Genomic DNA, 24,052 nt, shown 5'->3' with positions numbered 1-24,052 from the left:
ATGGCACGGACATCGGCTGTACGCCGCACGAACTCATTTTATTGGCTGCTGCTGACTCCTTCTTTGCTCTTTTTGACAGCATTTCTGGTCGTCCCGTTTATCATGCTGATCGTCCTCAGCTTCCGTGATGTGGACAGTCTGATGAACACGCTGCCCACGTACAGCCTCTCGCATTATGCGGAGGTATTCACGTCGGGGGCGTATCTTGATGTCATTGCAAAAACGCTAGGCATTGCGCTGCTGACCACGGTCATTTGCATTTTATTAGCTTATCCGGCTGCGTACTTGCTAGTAAGAACGCAAAAGCCCGGTCTGCGCACGCTGTTCTATATTTTGCTGATCTCCCCGCTGCTGACCAGCGTGGTGATTCGGACATTCGCCTGGATCGTCATTCTGTCGCAGAATGGGCTGCTTAACGAAGTGCTTCTCTGGATGCATGTGATTGATCAGCCGGTTACCGTACTGTGGACGATGAATGCGGTTATTATCGCTTACGTGCAGGTTATGCTGCCCTTTGCCGTGCTGCCCATCGCCACTTCAATGGGCGAAATTCAGCCGAAGCTCCGGGAAGCTTCCATGAGCCTGGGTGCGGGACGGGTACGTACCTTCTTCCGCGTTACCCTGCCCCTGACGCTGCCGGGCATGCTGTCCGGCGCGGGGATCGTCTTCGCGCTGGCCGCGGGCAGCTATATTACGCCGCTGCTGGTCGGCGGACGGCTGCAGCCGCTGCTGTCCCTGTCCATTTATCAGCAGGCGGTGCAGGTGTTCAATATGCCGTTTGCGGCTGCGCTGTCCGTAACGCTGCTTCTGCTAGTCGGCATCGTGGTTGCATTGATCGGCTGGATTTCGAAGAGATGGGAGGCGAGACTTCATGACTGACACTACCGGACGTTCAGCAACGAATCCGCCTGCTGCCCGCCCGCGCAGGCAGCGCAGGTGGTCGGCTTTGACCGTGCTGGTATGGACGGCCGGCATTTTGGTCTATCTCTTTTTGATCGCGCCGATTCTGGTCATTTTCCTGTCTGCATTTAGCCCGACTGAATACCCGCAATTTCCGCCAAGCGCGCTATCGGTTCGCTGGTTCGCGGAGCTGTTCTCGAACAGCGACTGGGCTGATGCGCTGCGGGTCAGTCTCACTCTGTTGATATTCGTGACGCCGCTGACGGTTATACTCGGCACGGCAGCGGCCTATGCGCTTGGACGCCTGCAGTTCCGCGGGCGTGAAGCCGTTCAGTCCTTTATGCTGTCTCCGCTGATGATTCCACAGGTGGTGCTGGGCATTGCGCTGCTCTATGAATTTACGGCGCTCGGCTGGATGAATGAATTGAAGGCGTTGGTTATCGGCCATATGATCGTCGCGTTTCCGTATGTTGTGCGCACGGTCAGCGTCAGCGTCTCCAGCCTGGATCCGAAGCTGGAATCCGCTTCGATGAGCCTGGGGGCCGGAAGATTGAAAACGTTCTGGCGTGTGACACTTCCGCTGATCAAGCCGGGCATTATCGCAGGCACGGTCTTCTCCATTGTGGAATCCTTTGGCGAGGTGTCGATCAGCCTGTTCGTATCCTCACCGGGAAATACAACCGTTCCTGTGCGGATTTTCAGCTATATCGATCAGACCTTTGATCCGTCCGTCAATGCCATCTCGGTTATTTTTATCGCGGTGGCGGTCATTGCCATGATCATTATCGACCGCACGGTTGGATTGACCAAAGTTATGTAAATAAACATTGCATCAGGGTGCCGTCCATCAGGAGGCACCTTGGTCTTATTCAGAAGGAGGAAAATTGATGGTACAGGAAACGTGGCTGGCTGAAGCAGATGCCCTGCGCGACCGGGTCGTGGAATGGCGCAGACATTTTCACCGCAATCCCGAGCTGTCCTTTCAGGAAGTGAACACATCCAATTATATTGCGCAGCAGCTTGCCGAGTTTGGCAATCTGGAGATTTCCCGCCCGACGCCGACCAGCGTCATGGCCCGGCTAATTGGGCCCCGTCCGGGACGCACGCTGGCGCTGCGGGCCGATATCGATGCGCTGCCAATCCATGAAGAGAATACATTTGAATTTGCCTCCACGGTGGAAGGGGTCATGCATGCCTGCGGTCATGACAGTCATGCGGCGATGCTGCTTGGCGCGGCATATATTCTGTCACAGCACCGGGAAGAGCTGCAGGGCGAGGTGCGGTTTATTTTCCAGCATGCCGAGGAACAGATTCCCGGCGGGGCGCAGGAGCTTGTGGATGCCGGAGTCATGGAAGGGGTCGACGCCATCTACGGGCTGCACCTGATTTCCTGGCTGGATACAGGCAAGATCGGTCTGCTGTCCGGGCCTGTGATGGCAGGCCACGACGGCTTTGTTATCACGGTAAACGGCTCCGGCGGCCACGCGGCATATCCCCACCAGGTTGTGGACGCGATTGCTGTCGCGGGACAGCTGATCGGCCATCTCCAGCATGTGGTTGCGAGACATACCGATCCGCTGAAAAATGCCGTTCTGTCCATTACGCATATCCATGGCGGCGAGGGCTACAATTCTTTTCCGGAGCAGGTTAAAATGGGCGGCACCTACCGTTCGTTCGATCAGGCCGAGCGGGAGAAGATGCCGGGGCTGATTCGCCGTATTATTGACGGCGTGGCCGCTGCGCACGGTGCGACCTGTGAGCTGGATTACCGTTTCGGCTACCGTCCGCTGTACAATGATCCGCAATTGGTGGAGCTGGCACGTTCTGCTGCGGCGGAGCATTTTGGCCCCGAGGTAAACGAAGAGATGCTGCCAACGATGGGTGCGGAGGATTTCTCGGCATATCTGCAAAAAGCGCCGGGCGCGTTTATCTACATCGGCTCGCGCAACGTGGAGAAAGAAAGCCATTTTCCACATCATAATCCCCGTTTTACGGTGGACGAGGATGGTATGGATACCGGCTTGAAGCTGCTTTTGCTGCTTGTAGGGAAGTGGCAGGAGAATTCTTAAACCAGCGTTATAACTATGGGTCGGCTTATGCCGGCCTTTTTGCTTCCCGTATAACTCTAGTACAATTATATTTTAGTAGGATGGATAGCTGGTTTATTGGGTATTTTAGGAATAGGCTGTACAATAGTGTAGAATGTAGACTACAAAGTGACATGCAGTTTGAATAAACAGGTTATAGATAAGGGGTATGTCTTATGCCTAATGTGTTTTTTCAGCCTGAGAAGTATCCGTTCATGTATAAGGAAGAGGTTATTGGAAGCATTATGATCGATTGTGATCCTGAAGGGCAATATACTTATTCATTGAAAATGAATCGAGAGGACCACATTCCTTGGGCTTTTAAGGACAGAAACGGCAAGTTTATCCCGCCAGACACCGGGCGCTTACACTCTGCGGTCATAAAAACCTGGTTGGAAGAGAGAATATTCCCGCCTGAAAGACATAATGCAGAGGACTTGTTAAAAGAGCTCGGTTTACCGGAATATGACACATTAGCTGTGTTGAAAAAGACGCGCGGCGCTGTACCGGGGAACCCATACTGGATTAAATTTCATCCGGAGGACACGTACAGATCCGTTGTGCTGGATAAATGGGGGACTGGCTGATGCTCTATGTAGAGGATTTAATGGAGTTGAGCAGTTCGACTTCAAGCGCGGGAGTTTTAACGAAGTGGATGGATCCCAGGAATAATACGTATATAAAAACATCCGCTTTTAATAACGAGACTAAGACGTATCATGTTGAGGCTGTGATGGAGTGCCTGGCCAGCGACATTGGCAGATTAATAGGTGTGTCCGTAGTTGATTATTGGCTGGATGAGCTGAAAGTAGCGGATGCGAAGATTTTGGTTTGCGTAAGCGAGGATTACAAAATAAAAACTCCTTACAGAGATAAAATCTCTGTAACCTCCTACTTGGTAAGCAGGGAGCTGGAGGGAGCAGTTCACTCGGACCGCTACAGAAATCTTGCAGCAGAGTTTCCCGGGATTAGGGAAAGCCTGGACAGATTAATAGTGTTCGATTACTTGATTGACAACTATGACCGGCATATGAGAAATGTTGAGCTTCTCAGCTTGGAAGACGGATCGGTACGTCTCGCCCCATTGTTTGATAATGGATCGTCTTTGCTGGCTGATTGGGTTACCGAGCAGGACTTAGCCGATTTGCAGGAATCCGAAGAGCTGTTTGAGGAGCATATCATTCATGCAGAAACTCCGTCCAAGTGCTTTGCCCATGATCACAGATCAGAACTGATGCTGGTGGATAAGTCCGTTTTCAGGAGTATTAATCTTTCGATAACTGATGAAGGATGGGAGAAAGTTACGCGAAAATATGCTCAGTACTTAAGCCCTTTAAGGCTTGAAATGATATACAGGCTTTTAACAACCCGATACTCTAATCTATTACGTTTTGCTTCAAAATAATATAAGCAGAAAAATAGACCGCGGCCTCCAATTCAAGAGAGAGCGGTCTATTCACATTATAGGGCCGGCTGGACTACTATGCTTAGTCGTGCTCCCGCTCCTTCAGAGCATCGACTCCTCAGGCTCAGCCTTGCTCTCTTTCCTTCAGAGCATCGCCTGCCAGCATCTGCAGCACCGTATTGTCCATCGGCGGGTTATGCAGTCCCGCCCGCACATCGCGGTAATAGCGCTCCAGCGGCAGCTTTTTGGACAGGCTGGTGCCACCTACAATCCGCATCGCCAGGTCAACGATCTTCAAGGCGCTGTGGGTTACGGTGTATTTGGCTAGGCCCAGTTCTGGGCGCATTTCGGGACGCAGCGCTTCATGGCGGTCCCAGCGGTCTGCTGTCGCATAAAGGAGACAACGTGCCGTCCGCAGTTCGGCTTCCATTTGCCCAATGGATTGCTGTACAAGCGGAAGCCCGGCAATGGGCCCCTGAATGGAATTGGGCTTATAATTAGCGGCAAAATCCACCGCAAAGTCGCGCGCCGCCAATGCGATCCCCATATAGCAGGCCGGAATATGTAAAAGCCATCCCGAGCCTTCATCCATTCCTTTGCCGGAAATGCGGGCATCGTCAGCCGCGAAGGCCTGGTCGAGTACGACATCATGGCTGCCTGTGCCGCGCATGCCGAGCGTATCCCACGTTTCCTCAATTTTCACACGGTCGCTGACATGCACCAGAAATTCACTTACGGTGTCTTCTTCCGGGAGGTAGGCAGTCACGACAAACCGGTCGAGAACCGGCGAAAGGGTGCTGAACGTTTTGCGGCCGGTGATCAGCCACCCGCCATCGGTGCGGACAGCGGTCGTCTCCGGTCTGCCGCCCCGGCTCGGACTGCCGGACGAAGCCTCGCTGGCGAATACGTTCAGCATGGCTCCTTCATCTACAACAGCACGGCAAAAATCCGCAAACAGCGCTGTCGGCCATTTTCCCGACGTTCTCAGATACAGCATCTGCCCAAGATGCCAACCAACGCCAAGCGCTGTGGAGCCGTCTCCGTATGCGAGTCTTTCCTGAACCTGCACCATCTCATAAAGCGAGATCTCATCCCCTCCAAAAGCCTTCGGCACAGTAAGCTTCAAATATCCGGCTCTCCGCAAGTCCGCAAAATTTTCAAAAGGAAAAGACCCCTCACGATCATGCTGCGCGGCTCTTTCGGCAAACGAGGCGGCCAGTTCATCGATTTTCGCAACCCTCTGCTGTTCAGTCTCGTTCCGTATGTATTGATCAATATACCGGCTCATATTTGTGGTCCACTCCTTCAATATGTCTGTGGAGGTATCCTGCAGCAACCTCTTATACAACGATTTTACCACAGTAGAGAGGTTAATCCCCATAATAAATCAGACTAATCCAGTCCAAGAAGGCGGTTTTATACTGCTCTTTCATTGTTGGTCACGATGTTTTCCGATATAATCAGCTGTAAAGGTCATGAAGAACATGCCGCCTCCATACAGCATATCCCCGACTGAAGTTCGAGGAAATGCTGTATGGAGGCGATTTTTGTTTGTAGAGATTTGAAAAGGAGGAGTGGGGTGTGGGACGATTTGAGGAATACTATGAGGGATGGTTAAGCAGCCAGCTTGAAATGGAAGTTAACCCCAGGCGAAAGGAACGGCTTAGTCAAGGTTTGGGGCATGGAACAGTGGAGTTTCTGCGGAAAGTCTGGTTCCCTGCAATAGGAAGCCTGAACCATTTATTCCCGGAATGGGAGGTCAGAGATTTTAGTAACGGGTACCGGTATTTGGACTTGGCGTATATGCCCGGGGATGCCAAAGGAGGAATTGAAATCCAGGGATACGGGCCACATGCCAGGGACCTTGATGTCAGGAGGTTTAAGGATTTATGCCTTCGGCATTGTCTGCTTGCATTGGATGGCTGGACTTTTCTTCCGATTGCCTATCCTTCGATTGTGGAAGAAACAAAGCAGTGTCAGCAGTTGGTGCTCGCTTTTATTGGCAGGTTTGTCGCGACGGATGTACCTTCTACTTTAACATGGCTGGAGGCGGAAACTCTTCGATATGCCAGACGTCAGCTTCGGCCATTCACTCCTGGAGAATTGACTGCGCATTTGAAAGTAACCAACCGGCACGCCGGCGGATTTTACAGAGTTTAGTGGAAAAGAAACTGCTTGATAGGGTCAGTGGTTCGCAGCGTATTCGCACCTATCAGCTTCATCTGTAACAAGGATGTTTGAAACCGGACTGGAAAGTCCCTATTTGTTAAAAATACGGGGGATTGCCTAATATTGCGGACTGAGATGCATCTATTTGATCAAAATATTACACTACGTCAGCAATTCGGGGCGAATAAAGGCTATACGGTCCGCAATAGTGGCGTTTTGGGGCGAAGAGCAGCAAATAGGGGCGCTCCAGTCCGTTAAGCTCACGGCAAGCCCCCTTAGTTTCGGTTCCCTCAAGGATCGGTTCCACCAACCTCTTCAAGTGGTCTGCCGGGTATATCTTCGCCATCTTCGAAAGCTGCTGCTCTCCCGGACGTCATTTTACCATCCGCCGTGGATACCGGTCAGGCGCATACCAAAGTACCGCTGCACATCTCTTGCCACCACTTATGCTAAAATAGACAAAACAAGTTTTTTCCCGAAAGGATTCAATAGATATGAGTTTTCAGCTGACCAAACGGGTCATCAAGGAGCTGTGCGGCCGTTTTTCTTACGAACGGGGAGAGGCTTATCAAAGCGCAGGCAGGGTGCGTTTCACAGCAAATCGTCCAGATAGATCCTTCTATGAAGCTGATGTGCGTGGAACAAGCCTATACCAGGTAACCGTGAATATGGAGGATGGCGATGTGTACGCGTTGTGTACTTGTCCCGCCTTTGAGTCATATGACAAATATTGCAAACATATCGCTGCTGTGCTGCTGGAAATTCATGACCATGAGCACGGCATCCGCCCGCCGATTCGTTCCTACGAATCCGCGTTGTTCCCGGAGAAGCGGCAGGATCATCCAGGCCGGATGACAGAGCGTTACACGAGCCATGAAGCGAGACGCAGCAGCCCTTCGCTGGATAAACGGCTCACAGACAGCGTCCTGAACCTGTTCTCGGACAAACCGCAGCCTCCAACAGGGATGCGTCCTCTGTTCGAAACACGGGAGCCACTGCAGGCGGAGTTTATCTGCAGGCCGTTTCCTTACGCCTACCGCAAGTACATGTTCGGCATCGAAATGAAGGTGGGCCCGAAACGGACATACGTCGTACAGAGAATCAGGGAGTTTCTGCACGCCGTCGGCCGGCGCCAAAGCTACGTGTTCTCCAAACATTTTACGTACGATCCGGAACGACACAGTTTTCCGGACGAATATGATGCCGTCATCCGGCAGCTGCTGGACATTTATCAGCATGAGCAGTTGTACCGCGAGACAGCAAGCACTTATACCGGAAGTGCCAAGAGCGTCAGCGGTGACCGTATGCTGCTTGTGCCGCCTTCCAGCTGGCCGTCCATGCAGCAAGCACTGTCACGCGTCTCTGACGTGCAATTCGAGCATGATGGAACGATGTATCAAGGGATTGAAATTTCTCATGATCCGCTGCCTCTCCAGTTTGATTTCGACCAGTCGGACGGAGAGAGCTACCTGATGAATGTAGATGGCCTGAGCGACCTGCTGGTCATGGAGGATTACGGTCTTGCCGTTTACGAGGGCAAGCTCATACCGATGAAGCCGGAGCATACGAGACGGCTGGCGGAGCTGAAGCGGATGCTGGAAACCCGCAGCAGGCATCACATCAGCATTGCGCCCGAGCAGATGGAGGCCTTTATGGATAAAGTGGTTCCCGGCCTCATGAAGCTTGGCACTGTCCATATTGCCGAGACCGTGACGGAGCAGGTGGTGCAGGAGCCGCTGAAAGCCAAGCTGTACCTGGACCGCGTCCGGGGCAAGCTGCTGGCCAGTCTTGAATTCTGCTACGGCGAAGTCGTCATCAATCCGCTGGAAACGGACAGCCGCAGATTGAACCCGGGCCGCATCCTGATGCGGGATACCGAGCAGGAGCGCCGAATTCTGGAGCTGATGGACAGCAGCTCTTTTGCCACGACAGACAGCGGTTATGTCATGGAGGATGAGGATGCGGAATTCGATTTCCTGCATCATACCGTGTTGCAGTTGGAGCGGCTGGTGGAGGTTTATGCGACAACCGCCGTCAAAGTCAGGATCGCCCCAAAGCCTGCAGCACCTAAAATTCGTGTTGATGTGGACGAGCGGACGAACTGGCTGGAATTCAAATTCGATATGGACGGTATCCCTGAATCGGAGATCCGCGCTGTTCTTCAGTCGCTGGAGGAGAAGAGGCGGTATTACCGCCTGCCGAACGGCGCGCTGCTGCCGCTGGATGGGGAGGAGCTGCAGGAGATCGTCCGTTTCATGAATGAAGTGGGCATCCGCAGGAGTGACCTGGAGGATAACGATATCCGTGTTCCGCTTCTGCGCGGACTCCATCTTATGGAGCAGAACGACAGCACAGCCCAGCTCCAACTTGGCAGCACGCTGCAGCGGCTGCTGGAGGATATCCGCAATCCTGACAGGCTGGAATTTCCCGTGCCGGACAGCCTCTCCGGGGTGCTGCGTGACTACCAGCGTGTCGGATACCGCTGGCTGAAGACGCTCGCCCACTATCGCTTCGGCGGGGTGCTGGCCGATGATATGGGGCTTGGCAAGACATTGCAGAGCATCACGTATATCGTCTCCGTCCTGCCGGAAATACGGGAGCAGAAGCTTCCGGCTCTGATTGTTGCGCCGGCTTCGCTCATCTACAACTGGGCGAACGAGCTGCAGAAGTTCGCGCCGGATATCCGGGCCGTGATCGCGGACGGTAGCCGCACGGCGCGCAGCAGCCTGGTGCGCGACGCTTACCGGGCGGATGTGATCATTACCTCCTATCCACTGCTGCGGATGGATGTGGACCTGTATGCAGAACAGCCGTTTCATTCGCTCATTCTGGACGAAGCGCAGTCGTTCAAAAATCATTCCACCCAGACAGCGCATGCTGTGAAGGCTGTACAGGCAAGCCATCGTTTTGCCCTGACAGGCACACCGGTGGAGAACCATCTGGAAGAGCTGTGGTCGATTTATAATGTCGTGTTCCCCGAGCTTTTCCAAAGCCGCAAGGATTTCAACGATCTCTCTCGCGAACAGATAGCGAAGCGGGTGCGGCCATTTCTGCTGCGCCGCCTGAAGACCGATGTGTTAACGGAGCTGCCCGAGAAGATTGAGACGATGCAAACCTCCAGCCTGCTGCCGGATCAGAAGAAGCTGTACACGGCCTATCTGGCGAGGCTGCAGCAGGAGACGCTCAAGCATTTGAACGAAGAGGGCTTTCAGAAGAGCCGCATCAAAATTCTTGCCGGTCTAACTCGGCTGCGTCAAATCTGCTGCCACCCGGCGCTCTTTGTCGAGGATTACCGGGGGAGATCGGCCAAGTTTGAGCAGCTGCTGGATATCATTGAGGAGTGCCGCAGCGCGGGCAAACGGGCGCTGATCTTTTCCCAGTTCACTCAGATGCTCGGATTGATCGGCAGGGAGCTTGGCTATCAGGGGGTGTCCCATTTTTATTTAGACGGGCAGACACCGGCAGCTGAGCGTGTCGAGCTGTGCAACAGGTTTAACGCGGGCGAACGCGACATGTTTCTGATCTCGCTGAAGGCGGGAGGCACCGGACTGAATCTGACAGGCGCGGATACGGTCATTCTATACGACCTGTGGTGGAATCCGGCTGTAGAACAGCAGGCTGCCGACCGCGCCCACCGGATGGGGCAGAAGAACATCGTGCAAGTGATCCGCCTGGTCACGCGGGGGACAGTGGAGGACAAGATGTACGAACTGCAGCAGAGAAAGAAAAATCTGATCGAAGAAGTGATCCGTCCCGGTCAAGAGGAGCTGTCTTCAATGTCTGAGAAAGAAATCCGGGAAATTCTCATGATATGAAGATGAAGGCGGGTGAGAAGTGATATGATCAAAAGTCTGCTGGTATCAGGGTACAGGGCGCATGAGCTGAGCATTTACAGCCAGAAGCATGAAGGCATTGCCTATATCCAAAAAGCGCTGACCTCCAAGCTGATTCCGCTGGCCGAGGAAGGGCTGGAATGGGTGATTACACCAGGGCAGTACGGCGTGGATTTGTGGGCATGCGAAGCCGTCATTGCGCTGAAGGAGCAGTACCCTGATCTTAAATGTTCAATACTGGCGGCACATGCGGATATGGATGAAAAGTGGAAGGATGACCGCAAGGAATATTTTCAGCGCATTCTGCGGGGTATCGATTACTTTGGGCTGGTCAGCAAGCAGCCGTATCAGGGCATCTGGCAGTTTAAGGCCAGGGATGCGCTGCTGTTTCGCAAGACCGACGGCATCCTGCTGGTGTATGACGAAGACGCCGGTCAGGGCAGCCCCCGTTTCATGAAGGAAGAGGCCTTGAAAAAGCAGCAGGAGGAAGGCTACGTCTATATGAGCATCAGCTCGGAGGATATTCAGAGCATAGCCGATGAGGAACGTTTATATATGGAATGAAGGTGCGATTAGCAGCCTGATTTTAAATAACGTAAGAGAGACCTGTTTAATTTTGGCGACAAAATCCGAACAGGTCTCTTTTTTAGCGGGCAGAACTATTTCTATAATCGCAAGAGAGCGCCATTCCTGGCACAACGATCAGCCAACTACTGACTGTCATCCTTCGTAACGAGCTTGATGGGCACCGGAATATTGCTTTCAACCTTCTTGCCCTGCAGAATCTCGGCGGCGGTTTGGACAGCCTTTTGGCCGATCAGGTCAAATTGCTGGGCGATGGTGGCGGACAGCTTGCCGTCCTTGACGGCTTGCAGCGCATCCGCGCTTCCGTCAAAGCCGACCACGAGGATGTCCCTGCCCGTAGCCGCGATCGCTTCCACGGCTCCGAGGGCCATCTCGTCGTTCTGGGCAAAAACGGCTTGAATATCCGGATTGCCCTGCAGTAAATTTTCCATCACGTTCAGGCCCTTCGTCCGGTCAAAATCCGCCGCCTGCTTGGCAACGACCTTCAATTTTGTATCCGCAACGGAGTGGAAGCCCTGGCCGCGTTCCCGCGCAGCGGACGTACCCGGAATGCCTTCGAGCTCAGCAACCACCGCGCCTTCGCCAAGCTGATCCACAATGTATTCTGCGGCCATTTTACCGCCGCCGACATTATCGGAGGCGATGAGGGAGGCAACCTCGCCTTTATCCGCCGCCCGGTCAATGGTAATGACGGGGATGCCGACGCCGTTCGCCGTTTGTACAGCTGCCGAGATGGCCGATGAATCTGTAGGATTGATAAGCAGAGCATTGACCCCTTGCTGAATCAGATCCTCCACATCATTGTTTTGCTTGGCCGGATCGTTTTGCGCGTCCACCACGATGACCTCAAACCCCTGTCTGTCGGCTTCCTTCACAACCATATCTTTGAGATAAACGAAAAACGGGTTGTTGAGCGTGGACATGGACAAGCCGATTTTGACATTGCTGAGATCGCCTGAAGCCTTCGCTTTCGCCCAGGAAGGAGGCTCAAGCGAGCATCCGGCAAGCAAGAACAAGCTGAGTACGAGCAGCAGAAAAATACCGTATTTTCTCATGTTATCCCCCTTAAGCGGCTTTTTTGCGGTCCATCAGGACGGCAATGACAATCACGATGCCTTTGACGACAAGCTGGTAGAATGAAGAAACGCCAAGCAGGTTCAGGCCATTGTTCAGTGCGCCGATGATGAGCGCTCCGATCAGAGTGCCGACAATCCGGCCACGTCCCCCGGAAAGGCTGGTGCCGCCAAGCACAACGGCCGCAATGGCATCAAGCTCATAAGAGGTCCCGGCAGTTGGTTGGGCGGAATCGAGTCTTGAGGTCAGAATGGCGCCAGCCAGACCGGCGAGCAGGCCTGCCAGTGAATACACCATGATCTTGACGCGGTGTACCTTGATTCCCGATATGATGGAAGCCCTTTCATTTCCGCCGATGGCATAGGTTTTGCGCCCGAAGGAGGTTTTGTGCAGCACGACCCACAGCAGGGCAAAGGTGATCGCCATCGTGATGGCCGGCACGGGAATTCCAATGAAGTAACCGCGTCCGAACAGTTGGAACATCAGACTGTCGCTGAGCCCCGTGATCGGGTTGCCTTCCGTAAAGACCATGGTCAGTCCGCGGAAAATGGTCATGGTGGCCAATGTGGCAATAAAAGGAGCCATTTTCCCTTTGGTGACCATCAGCCCGTTGACGGCTCCGAGTATGGCCCCGATAATACACCCAGCCACAATGGCGAGCAGGGGATGGAAGCCGGATACCAGCAAACTAGCCATCAGTGCGCTGGACAGCGCAAGTGTGGAGCCCACCGACAGATCGATGCCTCCGGTCAGAATCACAAAGGTCATGCCGAATGCGATCAAGGCATTAATGGCCACCTGCCGCAGCAGATTCAAAATATTAAGCGGTTCCAAAAATGCGGGATTTATAGCGGATACAACGATAATCAAAATAAGCAGACCGAGAAGGGGACCCGCCTTTTGCAGCATGGAGCCCACGCGGTTTTTGCGGCTGCCGACTTTTACTTCACCTGTAGATACCTGCATATTACTGACCTCCCGTGGCATACGTCATAATTTTTTCCTGGGTTGCCTCATGGCCGGTGACTTCTCCGGCAATCCGTCCTTCATGCACGACGAGAATCCGGTCGCTCATGCCAATGACCTCCGGCAGCTCGGAGGAAACCATAATGATGGCGACCCCCTTCCCGGTAAGCTCGTTCATGAGCTGATAGATTTCCCGCTTCGCGCCTACGTCCACACCCCGGGTAGGCTCGTCGAGAATCAGCACCTTCGGGCCGATGCCCACCCATTTGGCGATCACCACCTTCTGCTGATTGCCCCCGGACAGATTGCGCACCGGTGTCTCGGGGGACTCCGTTTTTACAGTCAGCCGCGAAATCAGCAGATCGACGTATTCCTTTTCCTTCCGCTCATTGATCAGGCCTCTTTCCTCAAAGCTGAACAAGCTGGGCAGCACCATATTTTCACGCACGGAAAAATCGAGCACCAGCCCTTCATCCTTGCGGTCCTCGGTAATAAATCCGATGCCCAGCTTAACCGCTTCATATGGATGCTTAATGGCAACCTTCTTACCGTTCAGGCGTATTTCTCCTTCATCCAGGGGGTCAAGGCCGTAAATGGCCCGCATCATTTCCGTGCGCCCGGAGCCCATCAGTCCGGAAATGCCCAGAATTTCACCGGCCCGTACAGAGAAGCTGGCCCGGTGAAAGACTCCGCTTCTGGAAGCGTCCTTGACCTCGAACACAATTTCGCCGGGAGTGGTGTGCCGCTGCGGAAAACGGTCGGTCAGCTCGCGGCCGACCATCTTTTTCACAACATCATCAAAATTAGTAAGCGAAACTTCCCGGGTATCGACGGTGATACCGTCACGCATAATGGTGATCCGGTCGCAGATTTCAAATATCTCTTCCATGCGGTGGGAAATGTACACGATGGAGACGCCGGCTTTTTTAAGAGAGGCAATGACCTCGAACAGCTTGCGGATTTCCCGATCTGTAAGGGCGGCCGTCGGTTCGTCCATAATGATGACCTTGGCGTCAGTCATCAGCGCTTTGGCGATTTCAATCATTTGCTGCTGGCCGACAGAGCAGGCTCCGGCAGGCTGGTCGAGCGGAAGAGTAAGGGAAAGCCTGCGCATCTGCTCTTGTGCAATCGCTTTCATATTGCGATTATTCAAAAATCCCCAGCCTGTTGTGATCTCTTTCCCCAGGAACAGATTTTCCAGCACGCTCAAGTCCGGCCAGATATTCAGCTCCTGATGAATAAATGCAATGCCGTACTGCTCGGCTGCGGAGGGACTGGAGAAATTCACTTCTTTGCCGTCAATGGAAATGATGCCTTCATCCTTGCTGTGAAGACCGGTAAGAATGTTCATCAATGTGGATTTGCCCGCCCCGTTTTCGCCCATGAGGGCATGAACCTCTCCCTCAAGGAGCTCAAAGTCCACACCCAACAGCACACGGTTCGTTCCAAAGGCTTTGTGAATCCCCTTCATCCTGATATTCAAGCATGTTCCTCCTTATTTGAGTGGTCATTTAAGTGCGTGTTCAAAAAGTCAGGTTTTCAGCACCGAAGCCTATGCTTCCGAAGTGCGTTTTTTCAAAACGCTTGAGTTGGATGAAGCAAGGGACTGAGGAGCGGAGCGTACTTGGGGTACGTGAGCCCCGGAAGGCCCGGCTGAATTCAAGATTCGATGTCGAGTCCGCTTCCTGACTTCCTTCGTGATCAAAAGATGACTTTTTGAACTACCTCTTTAAGGAAAAGCTTCGCCGCTCTGATTCGGGATCAGATCAGCGGCGAGCTGAATTGAGGCGGCTGGATGCCTGGCTGTACCACGGAGCGTACGGCCCGCTGCCAGCCCCCATAGTTGCGGTCTCTCAGGGCTGGGTCCATGGCGGGGCTGTAGGAGTCATACATGGTGAGATTGGAAGCGAGTCTGGACAGATCGGACCAGAAGCCTGTGCCAAGCCCCCCCAGGTAGACCGAACCCATGGCTGACAGTTCGGCACAGGTGGAACGGGTCACGGGTGTTCCGAGGATATCCGCCTGGAACTGCATCAGCCATGAGTTGGCAGACGCGCCTCCGTCCGTGCGCAGACCCCGGAGCGGGATACCGGATTGCTCCTGCATGAATTCGACCGCGTCACGCACCTGGTAGACGGTGCTTTCCAAGGCGGCACGAATGATGTGGCCTTTGCCGGTTCCACGGGTCATGCCCGTAATTGCTGCCCGCGCGTAAGGGTCCCAGTAAGGAGCGCCCATGCCGACAAAGGCGGGAACCAGGTAAACGCCTTCATTATCCGGCGTCGCATCGACCAGCTGCTGCATTTCTTCAAAGGTGGAGAACAGCCCCAGATTGTCGCGCGTCCATTTGAGCGAGTCGCCTGTGGAGCGAATGACGGCCTCCAGTGCGTAGGTCACGGTACCGCCCGCTCCCCAGGCGATGGCCGTAACAAGTCCTTCGCCGCCGTCAATCGGCTGCTGTCCCACATTCATCAGCACTGAGGTGCCCGTGCCGTAAGTGGCTTTAGCTGTTCCGGTTTCAAAACAGAGATGTCCGTACAGGGCCCCCTGTGAATCACCGATGATTCCGGAGACAGGCACCTGCTCTTTGAACAGGTCTGTATCCTCTGTGTATCCATAAATATCATCCGAGGATTTGACCTGCGGCAGCAGGGAAGCGGGGACGCCGAACAGGCGGGCAAGCTCCTCATCCCATGACAGCGCATGGATGTTGAAGAGAGAAGTACGGCTGGCGTTCGTATAATCCGTTGCGTGTGTCTTGCCGCCCGTGAGCTTCCAGACAAGCCAGCTGTCCATGGTGCCTGCCAGCAGCCTTCCTTCGGCAAGCAGATCTGCCGCTCCTTCCGCATGATCAAGAATCCACCTGAACTTGGCGGCGGAGAAATAAGGGTCGAGCATGAGTCCAGTCTTAGCCCGGACCATCGGCTCATGCCCTTCCTCCTTCAAGCGTGAGCATATTGCGGCCGTTCGCTGGCACTGCCATACGATGGCGTTATAAATCGGCAGCCCTGTGGAACGGTCCCAGATCAGCGCCGTTTCCCGCTGGTTCGTGATCGTCAGCGCCGCCAGCGAAGCCGGTTCAACACCGGCTTGCTCCAGTACCGCTTGTGCCGTTTTTTTGACATTGTCATAGATTTCAAGCGGATCGTGCTCGACCCAGCCGGGACGAGGATAATACTGGCGGTGCTCCATGGAGCTGCGGGCCAGCACCGCACCGTCGTGATCGACCAGCAGAGCTTTCGTGCCGGAAGTGCTCTGATCAATGGCCAATATAAACTTTGCATTGTCTTTCATTCCGACCCGCCCTTTACTTGTTGATCAGCTCAAGTGCGATCTGCTTGATATTCTCGCCGGTGATTCCATAATGCTGGAATACCTCGGCTGAATTGCCCGCAATGGCCGGTTCGTCCGGAATACCCAGCACCTTCATGGGCACAGGCTGGTTCTGCACGACAACCTCAGCGACGGCTGCGCCCAGACCGCCGAATATGCTGTGCTCCTCGACAGTAATGATATGTCCGGTTTCACGCGCGGCGGCGATGATCGCAGCCTCATCCAGCGGTTTAATCGTATGCATGTTGAGCACACGGCAGGAGACCCCTTCCGAGGCCAGCGCTTCGGCGGCGTCCAGGGCGACTCGAACCGTCTCTCCGGCAGCAATGATGGTCAGGTCCGTGCCTTCCTTCATGGTGACGGCTTTGCCGATTTCGAACGGATAGTCATCCGATTCGTACACGTCTTCCACCGGGTTGCGGCCAATCCGGACATACACGCCTCCATTGTAGTTCACCAGCGCTTCGGTCATTTTCTTCGTCTCATGACGGTCGGCGGGAAGTATAACTGCCAGGCCCGGAATTGCTCTGGCCACGGCGATATCCTGCACGGAATGATGGGACATGCCCAGCGCTCCGTAGCTGACACCACCGCTGATGCCGATCAGCTTCACATTTGTTCCGGAGTAGGCGACATCCACCTTGATCTGCTCAATACTGCGCATGCTGAGAAAGCAGGCGGGAGAGGTGACAAACGGTTTTTTGCCGCTGTGCGCCAGTCCTGCCGACATGCCTACGATATTCTGCTCGGCAATTCCCACCTCGACGAACTGCTCGGGGAAAGTGCTGGCAAAAGGGGCCATCATGGCGGAGCCGCGCGAATCGCTGGCCAGTACCATGATGTCGCGATCGTCCTTGGCCAGTTCAAGCAATGTCTCGCAGATCACCTGCCGGTTCGGAATTTTATTCATGATCTGTGCACCTGCCCTTCTTGACTTAAATGCTCTATGGTTGCGCTTAATTCCGCCAAAGCAAGCTTCAGCTGTTCATCATTGGGAACATGGTGATGCCAGGCTGGCACATTTTCAGCGAAGGATACTCCTTTGCCTTTGACGGTGTTGGCTACGATGAGCGTTGGTTTGCCCTCAACTTCAGGCACGGAGCGGAACGTGCGAACCAGCTGCTCCATGTCGTTGCCGTCAATGGAGATAACGTTCCAGCCAAAGGCGGCCCATTTGTCCTCCAGCGGCTCCAGCCCCATGACATCTTCCGTTGAACCGCTGATTTGCAGCCCGTTGCGGTCGATGATGCCGACGAGATTATCCAGCTTGTAGTGGGAAGCGGCCATGGCCGCTTCCCAGTTGGAGCCTTCCGCCTGCTCGCCGTCACCCATCAGGCAGAATACGCGGTAGGAGCGGCCGTCGCGTTTGGCCGCCAGGGCCATGCCTACGGAAATGGGGAGGCCGTGGCCGAGCGCGCCGGTATTCATTTCGATGCCGGGAACCTTGTTGTTCGGATGCCCGATCAGACGGGTTCCGAACTGGCTGTAAGTCTCAAGCTCCTCTTTGGGGAAGAAACCCAGATCGGCAAGAATGCACCACAGCGATTCCACGGAATGGCCTTTGCTGGCGATAAAACGGTCGCGGTCGGCCAATTTCGGGTTGGACGGGTCAATATTCATGACTTCATAGTATAAGGCGGTCAAAATATCCGTGTTGCTGAGCGAACCGCCGGTGTGTCCTGTCTTGGCGCGGTGAATGATGGTCAGCAGATCCATGCGGATTTGGGCGGCTTTGATTTTCAATGCTTGAATATCCATAATGTCCTCCTTGCAGTTTGTATGGCTGTCTGACTGCTATTGCCAGGCAGGATAAGTTAGATGGAACGTTCAGCAGCTTTTTTGCCAGTCAGGTCAGAGCCCCTCAGCCAGCGCTGGATTTCCTGTTCCGTCGGATCGACAGGGTCGGGAGTCAGCCCCGGAATATAGCTGCAGGCTTCATAAAGAGCAGGAATAACGTTGGCGTGAATGCCTACGGAATGGTGAACGTAAGGACCTTTGACAAGCTTCTCTTCCCAAAGTGGCCAGTCATTGACTTCAACCCACACGTAGGAGCCGCGGGTATATGGGCCTTCGATTCCCTTTGCGCGTCCAAGGAACATGGAGTATTCGCCGTGGTCGCCGTCAAAACGGGCAATCGTCATGCCGCCGCCTTTGATTTGGCCTTCATGTGTTCCCGGTGAATGGTCATCAAAAAGGAAATGCTTGCGCAGCTTTGGTTTTTGCTCGACAGACAGGGAGACCGGAAAGTTTCCGCAGTGGAAGAGGAGCTCGCCATTTTCGTTTTCAGGATGGCGCACCGTAATGTCTGCGAAAAAGGTCGGAGCTTCGTTCATGGCCGCAGCCTGCACCATGATGGAAGTAATGGCGCCGTGAATGTCTGTTTCGCAGGTAACTGGGATCTGCTCATCGGTCAAAATCGCATTGGCAAGACAAGGCATGATGGACATGGCGTCCTGCAAGGAGGACCAGCATTGAATGGCGATGGCGGTGCTTCCGGTTTCGCGGGCAAAGGACTTCATGGCCACTTTCAATGCGGCAATTCTTCTCACATCGTCTTCCGTAACCTCGCTGTAATCCAGCTTTTCTTTAATATAATCGATCGTTTCGAGCAGCTCCGGACTGTTGCCGGAAGCGATCTTCTTGGATCTGAGCTGAATATCCACAAGTGTGATCGGATGAATCTCGATTCCGAATCTTTCGAGCAGTTCGCCTTCGTTGCAGATCATCGTCCAGAAAGAGGCGGGACGGGGACCAATCTGCAGAATGCGCAGGCTTTTAAATTGGCGCACAACGTTGGCCGCTGCGATGAAATTGGTAAAACCTCGTTCAAACACCGGATCCTCGACCCGGCTGTTCGTCACATAAGTAAAAGGAACATTGAACCGGCGCAGCACCTTGCCCGTCGCAAACAGTCCGCACTGCGTGTCGCGCAGGCGCATGCCGTCCGCAAGCGGTGCCTCGTCACGCGGTCCCCACAGCAGCACAGGCTTGCCGAGCGCCTTGCCTACCCGGGCCACGGTATCCTCTGTTCCGAAGTTGCAGTGCGGGAAAAAGACGGCGTCCACTTCTTCATCTTTAAAACGTTTTACAATCAAGTCTGCATTGATGTGATCGTCATAAAGCAGCCCTTCCTGGTTGAGGCCTTCCAGATCGACGATGTCGATGTCCATGCCAAAGCTTTCAATCTGCTGGCGGATGGCGACCTTGTACTTGAAAGCATCTTCAGCGCTGAACGTAAAACGGCGTGTCGGAGCATAACCCAGTTTCAACTTTTTCATAAATCATGTCTCCTCATGGATGGATAAAATAGAATGGCTAAACAAAAGAGGTGTTTAGTTTAGTTATTTAAACTAAACTTATGACTAGTTTATTATTTACGACGCCATCGTATCATCGATATAAAGCGGTGTCAACAACAAGTTTAGCTCATAATTCACGAAATTAACTAAATATAAACTAAATTTAATTTATTAATTTTTATAAACATTGCATTGGAATAAAGCGCGATGTAAACTTCATATAACCGATGACAAGGGATGGGAAACTAACTGATTTTCTAAAATAAAGTAAAACAACCAAAATCCAAGGGTTCAGAAGGTGGTCAGCATGAATACCCGTATGATTTCAATTCTGCAGCATTTGCTTGCTGCGGATGCGCCCGTCAAGAGTGAGCATTTGGCTAAGCTAATACAGGTTACTTCACGGACCGTCCGCAATGATATCAGGGAGCTGGACGAATTTCTGGCCGGACGGGGAGCAGCGATTGAGCCTGTAAGGTCCAGAGGTTACGAATTGAAAATTCATGATGATCGTGCATTCAAGGAACTGCTGCAGCAGCTCTTTTCGTACCACGAGCCTGACGATCCGGGTCTGCCGGAATACCGCCAGCTTTATTTGATCAGACGGCTGCTGCTGGCAGGCGGTTATTTGAAGCTTGAAGATTTGGCGGATGAATTGTATGTCAGCAGGTCTACGGTACAGAACGATTTCCGGGAGGTCAAAAAAACGCTGCAGGCTTACGGGGTAAGCATCGATGCACGTCCGAATTACGGCGTTCGTCTGGAAGGGAGCGAAGTGAGGCTTCGTTTTTGCATGTCCGAGTTTATTGTGAACCGTTCAGGAAACGGGCCTGGCAGCCGGGAGAACGAATTTGCGTCCATCGTTACCCCGCAGGAAATGACTGTGATCCAGAGCATTATTCTGGAGCAGACGCAAAAGTTCAATGTTGTGTTGTCCGATATTGCCTTCAGCAATTTGGCTACCCATATCGCCATCGCCTGCAGGCGCATCAGGGAAGGAAATCAGTTATGCAGTTTTTCGGATGATTTGCAGCATTTTCGCGGGATGGAGGAATACGGGGTTGCCCAGCGGATCGTGATGCTTATTGAAAAAGAGCTCAAGCTTCCTTTTCCGGAAGCAGAGATTGCTTATATTGCCATGCATCTGGGAGGCACCAGGTGGTTTAACGAAATTTCCGCAGTCGGCAAGGAAGAAGCGGATGCGGAGAAGCTTATTGACCGGGATATATATGAGCTGGGGAAAGAGATTATTGACGCAGTGGAGAGAGATTTGGGGTTGGGCATCAAAGGGGATCAGGAGCTGTTCATGGGAATTTGTCTGCATCTGAAGCCTGCCCTCAATCGTGTCAGATACGGGATGAGTATCCGCAACCCGCTGCTGGACCAGGTGAAGGCCAATTATCCGTTGGCTTTTCAGGCGGGAGTCATTGCCGCCAAGCTGATTAAGCGCAAAATAAACATGAGCATCCCCGAAGCTGAAATGGGATATTTGGCGATTCACATCGGGGCAGCCATGGAGAGATCCCCCGGCAAGCAGCGGCCTAAACGCTGTCTGGTGGTTTGCACCTCGGGTGTGGGGAGCGCCCGCCTCCTCTATTACAAGCTGAGAAGCAAATTCGGTTCACAGCTGGAGATTGCCGGTACGACCGAGTATTACAAGCTTAAGCAGCTTTCTCTGGAAAATATCGATTTTCTGGTAAGCACGATCCCGATCCAGGACCCGCTGCCTGTTCCCGTTGTGGTCGTTGAGACACTTCTCGGCGGCGGCGATCTGCACAAGATCAGGAATCTGCTGACGGAAGAAGGGGACGTCACTCTCCGTTATGTGATGGAGGAGCTTGTGTTTTTAAAACAAAGCTTCACTTCCCGTGAAGAGGTCATTTCTTTTCTTGGCGCCAAAATTCACGATTTGGGACTGGTCCAATCGGCTGCGGGTTTTGTGGGACTGGTGCTGGAAAGGGAGCAAGCCGCCCCGACTTCATACGGGAATCTTGTTGCTATCCCGCATCCCATTACTCCGCAGAGCAGCCGTACTGTATGGGCGATTTGCACGCTGGAGCAGCCCATCGACTGGGCGGGAAAGCCGGTGCAATTCGTTTGTCTGCTCAGCATCAGCAGAAATGGCGCCGACTCACCTGCAGAGATGTATGATCAGTTAATCAGAATCGCGGACAGCCCGGATATGATCCGGCAGCTGCTGGAATGCGAAACCTTCAGGGAATTTTCGCGGATTATGGTCAGGCACAAGCTTCATTGATAGAACACATTTCCGCTTGCAGCGGAAAAGGAATGAATATATACATCCTCATGGATGCGGTACACTGAAGCCGTAAATCGAAACAAACGAGGTGGCAGCATGGATGAATATCAGGAAATCATAATGGGCCTTATCACCAACTCGGGCTACGCAAAAAGCAAAGCTATGGAAGCGATCGGCCATGCGCAAAAGGGACAATGGGAGCAGGCTGCAGCTTGTTTGGAGGAAAGCAAAAACGAACTTGTGAAAGCGCATAAGCTGCAGACCCGTCTTATTCAACAGGAGGCGGGAGGATTGGAGCACAAGGTGACGCTTCTGATGGTTCACGCGCAGGATCATTTGATGTCGGCCATTACAATCAAGGATTTGGCGGCACATATGATAGAGCTTTACAGCAGAATCGGCCAATACGAACACAAAGACCAACAGACTGTCAATATCGGGGAGGAATCATGATGAAACGAATTACACTGGTGTGTGCAGCGGGAATGTCTACGAGCATGCTTGTGCAGAAAATGCAGAAGGCCGCTCAACAAAACAGCATTGATGCGGAAATCAGAGCGATGTCGGAAAGCAATTTTCCCGAATATGCCGACAAAACCGACATTCTGCTGATCGGACCGCAGGTAGGGTATCTGGAAGACGAATTCAGGCAAAAGTATGAGCCGAAAGGAATCAAGGTCAGCGTGATCAATATATCCGATTACGGCATGATGAACGGTGAAAAGGTGCTGTCCGATGCCTTAAAGCTGTAAAGGCTGCTTAGGAGGAAAAATGGAAGCGCTATCTAAAATTTGGTTTTTATCTAACTCTGAATTAGGAGTTGACCGTGATGGCTGAAACGAAAAATATCACTAAAAATTTGCAGAAGTTTGCGGGGAAAATCCAGAAAAACCGTTATATGAGTGCGATTTCCAACGGTTTGATGTCCACGCTGCCTTTCCTGATCATCGGCGCGTTTTCGACGCTCTTCTCTGCGCTTGCCTGGGAGCCCTATCAAAATCTGATTGCTCCCATTAAAAGCATTATCGGTCTCGGGTCCACGATGACAACCGGTATTATCTCGCTTTATGCCGTCTTTTTCATCGCTTACAGACTGGCACAATCGTTTGATAAAGACCCGCTGATTCCAGCCGCAACCGCCTTGTTATCATTTCTTGTGCTGACGCCTGTCGAAACCTTCGATACGGTCCGGGCGATTCCGTTTCAATGGCTGGGTGCGCAAGGGCTGTTTGTGGCCATGTTCGTCGGACTTCTGGCGGCAAGAATGTATATCTGGGTGGTCGACCGCAACTGGACCATTAAAATGCCGGATGGTGTGCCCCCAACGGTTGTTAAAACATTCATGGGATTGATTCCCGCCGTACTGGTTGTTGTCGTGTTTGTGATCATTGCCGGGGTATTTATGCAGACCTCTTATGTCACGGTCCATCAGCTGATTTACAGCTACCTGCAGGTGCCGCTGGAAGGCTTGGGAGGCTCGCTCGGGGCGCTGATTATCGCATTGATCGTCATGCAGCTGCTCTGGATGTTCGGCATTCATGGAGCCATCGTGACCCTGGCCATCGTGAAGCCGATCTGGATGAGCCTTGACCTTGCCAATCTTAATGCTTTCGAAGCGGGTAGCCCGCTTCCGAACATCATTGGTCTGGCCTTCTGGTCGATCTTCGCCAACTATGCTCCGATGCTTGCTTTCGCCCTGCTGCTGACTTTCCTGGCCAAGAGCAAGCAGCTTCGCACGATTGGCAAGCTGGGTCTTCCGGGAACGTTTTTCTCCATTCATGAGCCCATGATTTTCGGAATCCCGGTGGTCATGAATCCCATTCTGGCGGTTCCGTTTATCCTTGCCCCGGTCGTCTGCTGCATAATCGGTTATTTCGCAACGACCGTCGGACTTCTGCCTGCGCCCATCGGGATTTACCCGCCATTTGGCACACCGATCTTTGCATTGGGCATCATTGAAGGCAGCTGGCGGCTTGCCTTTGCGCAGCTGCTGCTGATCCCCGTATGCATGCTGATCTATTATCCGTTCTTCAGAGCGCTTGACAGACAGGCGCTTGTCAAGGAACGTGAAGCGGAGGAAGAAGCCCGGCATGGAGGCGGGACGGATACAGAGGGAAGTGTGGTTACTTCGTAAAACGAGT

The 24,052-nt window shown here is 53.2% G+C and carries 19 protein-coding genes and 1 pseudogene; 12 read left to right on the top strand and 8 right to left on the bottom strand.

The genetic code is table 11. The annotated features are described in order from the left end of the window. The 5 genes from ACE5KN_RS26860 (at position 1) to ACE5KN_RS26840 (ending at position 4,392) form a co-directional block, all read left to right on the top strand. On the top strand, positions 1-879 hold the full coding sequence (locus ACE5KN_RS26860) for an ABC transporter permease (protein ID WP_375528781.1): 879 nt from the start codon (positions 1-3) through the stop codon (positions 877-879). Next, the gene (locus ACE5KN_RS26855; protein WP_375528780.1) at positions 872-1,720 is read left to right on the top strand and encodes an ABC transporter permease; all 849 of its coding nucleotides are present in this window, start codon (positions 872-874) and stop codon (positions 1,718-1,720) included. The genes ACE5KN_RS26860 and ACE5KN_RS26855 overlap by 8 nt, the downstream gene beginning before the upstream one ends. Positions 1,721-1,787: 67 nt before the next feature. Next, the gene (locus ACE5KN_RS26850; protein ID WP_375528779.1) at positions 1,788-2,969 is read left to right on the top strand and encodes an amidohydrolase; all 1,182 of its coding nucleotides are present in this window, start codon (positions 1,788-1,790) and stop codon (positions 2,967-2,969) included. 194 nt (positions 2,970-3,163) lie between these two features. Continuing rightward, positions 3,164-3,574, top strand: coding sequence for a hypothetical protein (locus tag ACE5KN_RS26845; protein WP_375528778.1), 411 nt, complete (start codon positions 3,164-3,166; stop codon positions 3,572-3,574). Then, positions 3,559-4,392: a HipA domain-containing protein gene (locus ACE5KN_RS26840; protein ID WP_375533194.1), complete on the top strand. Its 834-nt coding sequence runs from the start codon at positions 3,559-3,561 to the stop codon at positions 4,390-4,392. Before ACE5KN_RS26845 ends, ACE5KN_RS26840 begins: the two co-directional genes overlap by 16 nt. 124 nt (positions 4,393-4,516) lie before the next feature. Here the strand turns inward: ACE5KN_RS26840 and ACE5KN_RS26835 are convergent, their stop codons facing one another. Next, a complete protein-coding gene (locus ACE5KN_RS26835; RefSeq protein WP_375528776.1) occupies positions 4,517-5,680 on the bottom strand; it encodes an acyl-CoA dehydrogenase family protein in 1,164 nt (387 codons plus the stop codon). A 293-nt stretch (positions 5,681-5,973) separates the two neighbouring features. On the opposite strand from ACE5KN_RS26835, the pseudogene ACE5KN_RS26830 reads away from it, so the two are divergent. The 3 genes and pseudogenes from ACE5KN_RS26830 (at position 5,974) to ACE5KN_RS26820 (ending at position 10,958) form a co-directional block, all read left to right on the top strand. After that, positions 5,974-6,620, top strand: a pseudogene (locus tag ACE5KN_RS26830) (transcriptional regulator). A 435-nt stretch (positions 6,621-7,055) separates the two neighbouring features. After that, positions 7,056-10,376 (top strand): DEAD/DEAH box helicase, encoded by a 3,321-nt coding sequence (locus tag ACE5KN_RS26825; protein WP_375528775.1) that lies wholly within the window; start codon positions 7,056-7,058, stop codon positions 10,374-10,376. 24 nt (positions 10,377-10,400) lie between these two features. Then, positions 10,401-10,958: an SLOG family protein gene (locus ACE5KN_RS26820; RefSeq protein WP_375528774.1), complete on the top strand. Its 558-nt coding sequence runs from the start codon at positions 10,401-10,403 to the stop codon at positions 10,956-10,958. A gap of 146 nt (positions 10,959-11,104) precedes the next feature. On the opposite strand, the gene rbsB is transcribed toward ACE5KN_RS26820, so the two are convergent. The 7 genes from rbsB to ACE5KN_RS26785 form a co-directional block, all read right to left on the bottom strand. Continuing rightward, on the bottom strand, positions 11,105-12,034 hold the full coding sequence (gene rbsB / locus ACE5KN_RS26815) for a ribose ABC transporter substrate-binding protein RbsB (protein WP_375528773.1): 930 nt from the start codon (positions 12,032-12,034) through the stop codon (positions 11,105-11,107). 10 nt (positions 12,035-12,044) lie between these two features. After that, the gene (gene rbsC / locus ACE5KN_RS26810; protein WP_375528787.1) at positions 12,045-12,962 is read right to left on the bottom strand and encodes a ribose ABC transporter permease RbsC; all 918 of its coding nucleotides are present in this window, start codon (positions 12,960-12,962) and stop codon (positions 12,045-12,047) included. Positions 12,963-13,020: 58 nt separating this feature from the next. Continuing rightward, positions 13,021-14,502 (bottom strand): sugar ABC transporter ATP-binding protein, encoded by a 1,482-nt coding sequence (locus tag ACE5KN_RS26805; protein ID WP_375528772.1) that lies wholly within the window; start codon positions 14,500-14,502, stop codon positions 13,021-13,023. Positions 14,503-14,780: 278 nt separating this feature from the next. Then, positions 14,781-16,313, bottom strand: coding sequence for a glycerol kinase GlpK (gene glpK, locus ACE5KN_RS26800; protein ID WP_375527662.1), 1,533 nt, complete (start codon positions 16,311-16,313; stop codon positions 14,781-14,783). Positions 16,314-16,326: 13 nt separating this feature from the next. After that, complete coding sequence (locus ACE5KN_RS26795; protein WP_375527661.1) at positions 16,327-17,262, bottom strand: transketolase family protein; 936 nt, start codon at positions 17,260-17,262, stop codon at positions 16,327-16,329. After that, positions 17,259-18,110: a transketolase gene (locus ACE5KN_RS26790; RefSeq protein ID WP_375527660.1), complete on the bottom strand. Its 852-nt coding sequence runs from the start codon at positions 18,108-18,110 to the stop codon at positions 17,259-17,261. Before ACE5KN_RS26790 ends, ACE5KN_RS26795 begins: the two co-directional genes overlap by 4 nt. Positions 18,111-18,166: 56 nt before the next feature. Beyond that, complete coding sequence (locus ACE5KN_RS26785) at positions 18,167-19,630, bottom strand: L-fucose/L-arabinose isomerase family protein (RefSeq protein WP_375527659.1); 1,464 nt, start codon at positions 19,628-19,630, stop codon at positions 18,167-18,169. Between the two features lie 328 nt (positions 19,631-19,958). Between ACE5KN_RS26785 and ACE5KN_RS26780 the strand changes: the two genes are divergently transcribed. The 4 genes from ACE5KN_RS26780 (at position 19,959) to ACE5KN_RS26765 (ending at position 24,045) form a co-directional block, all read left to right on the top strand. Continuing rightward, positions 19,959-21,908: a BglG family transcription antiterminator gene (locus tag ACE5KN_RS26780; RefSeq protein WP_375527658.1), complete on the top strand. Its 1,950-nt coding sequence runs from the start codon at positions 19,959-19,961 to the stop codon at positions 21,906-21,908. Positions 21,909-22,007: 99 nt separating this feature from the next. Further along, positions 22,008-22,364, top strand: coding sequence for a PTS sugar transporter subunit IIA (locus ACE5KN_RS26775; RefSeq protein WP_375527657.1), 357 nt, complete (start codon positions 22,008-22,010; stop codon positions 22,362-22,364). Further along, positions 22,364-22,663, top strand: a complete 300-nt coding sequence (locus ACE5KN_RS26770) for a PTS sugar transporter subunit IIB (RefSeq protein ID WP_375527656.1) — start codon at positions 22,364-22,366, stop codon at positions 22,661-22,663. Before ACE5KN_RS26775 ends, ACE5KN_RS26770 begins: the two co-directional genes overlap by 1 nt. A 77-nt stretch (positions 22,664-22,740) precedes the next feature. Continuing rightward, entirely contained in the window at positions 22,741-24,045 is a 1,305-nt protein-coding gene (locus tag ACE5KN_RS26765; protein ID WP_375527655.1) for a PTS sugar transporter subunit IIC, read from the top strand. Positions 24,046-24,052: the final 7 nt, after the last annotated feature.

The organism is Paenibacillus terreus (assembly GCF_042138595.1).
GTDB classification, from domain to species: Bacteria; Bacillota; Bacilli; order Paenibacillales; family Paenibacillaceae; genus Paenibacillus; species Paenibacillus terreus.
This window is presented reverse-complemented; position numbering and strand designations above follow the sequence as displayed.

What these genes read in the sequence shown, in the direction of transcription:
- ACE5KN_RS26840 (WP_375533194.1), top strand. Translation starts at nt 3,559, where the DNA reads ATGGGGGACTGGCTGATGCTCTATGTAGAGGATTTAATGGAGTTGAGC.
- ACE5KN_RS26780 (WP_375527658.1), top strand. Translation starts at nt 19,959, where the DNA reads ATGAATACCCGTATGATTTCAATTCTGCAGCATTTGCTTGCTGCGGAT.
- ACE5KN_RS26845 (WP_375528778.1), top strand. Translation starts at nt 3,164, where the DNA reads ATGCCTAATGTGTTTTTTCAGCCTGAGAAGTATCCGTTCATGTATAAG.
- ACE5KN_RS26850 (WP_375528779.1), top strand. Translation starts at nt 1,788, where the DNA reads ATGGTACAGGAAACGTGGCTGGCTGAAGCAGATGCCCTGCGCGACCGG.
- glpK (WP_375527662.1), bottom strand. Translation starts at nt 16,313, where the DNA reads ATGAAAGACAATGCAAAGTTTATATTGGCCATTGATCAGAGCACTTCC.
- ACE5KN_RS26785 (WP_375527659.1), bottom strand. Translation starts at nt 19,630, where the DNA reads ATGAAAAAGTTGAAACTGGGTTATGCTCCGACACGCCGTTTTACGTTC.
- ACE5KN_RS26820 (WP_375528774.1), top strand. Translation starts at nt 10,401, where the DNA reads ATGATCAAAAGTCTGCTGGTATCAGGGTACAGGGCGCATGAGCTGAGC.
- ACE5KN_RS26770 (WP_375527656.1), top strand. Translation starts at nt 22,364, where the DNA reads ATGAAACGAATTACACTGGTGTGTGCAGCGGGAATGTCTACGAGCATG.
- ACE5KN_RS26765 (WP_375527655.1), top strand. Translation starts at nt 22,741, where the DNA reads ATGGCTGAAACGAAAAATATCACTAAAAATTTGCAGAAGTTTGCGGGG.
- rbsC (WP_375528787.1), bottom strand. Translation starts at nt 12,962, where the DNA reads ATGCTGCAAAAGGCGGGTCCCCTTCTCGGTCTGCTTATTTTGATTATC.
- ACE5KN_RS26860 (WP_375528781.1), top strand. Translation starts at nt 1, where the DNA reads ATGGCACGGACATCGGCTGTACGCCGCACGAACTCATTTTATTGGCTG.
- ACE5KN_RS26775 (WP_375527657.1), top strand. Translation starts at nt 22,008, where the DNA reads ATGGATGAATATCAGGAAATCATAATGGGCCTTATCACCAACTCGGGC.
- ACE5KN_RS26795 (WP_375527661.1), bottom strand. Translation starts at nt 17,262, where the DNA reads ATGAATAAAATTCCGAACCGGCAGGTGATCTGCGAGACATTGCTTGAA.
- ACE5KN_RS26855 (WP_375528780.1), top strand. Translation starts at nt 872, where the DNA reads ATGACTGACACTACCGGACGTTCAGCAACGAATCCGCCTGCTGCCCGC.
- rbsB (WP_375528773.1), bottom strand. Translation starts at nt 12,034, where the DNA reads ATGAGAAAATACGGTATTTTTCTGCTGCTCGTACTCAGCTTGTTCTTG.
- ACE5KN_RS26790 (WP_375527660.1), bottom strand. Translation starts at nt 18,110, where the DNA reads ATGGATATTCAAGCATTGAAAATCAAAGCCGCCCAAATCCGCATGGAT.
- ACE5KN_RS26825 (WP_375528775.1), top strand. Translation starts at nt 7,056, where the DNA reads ATGAGTTTTCAGCTGACCAAACGGGTCATCAAGGAGCTGTGCGGCCGT.
- ACE5KN_RS26835 (WP_375528776.1), bottom strand. Translation starts at nt 5,680, where the DNA reads ATGAGCCGGTATATTGATCAATACATACGGAACGAGACTGAACAGCAG.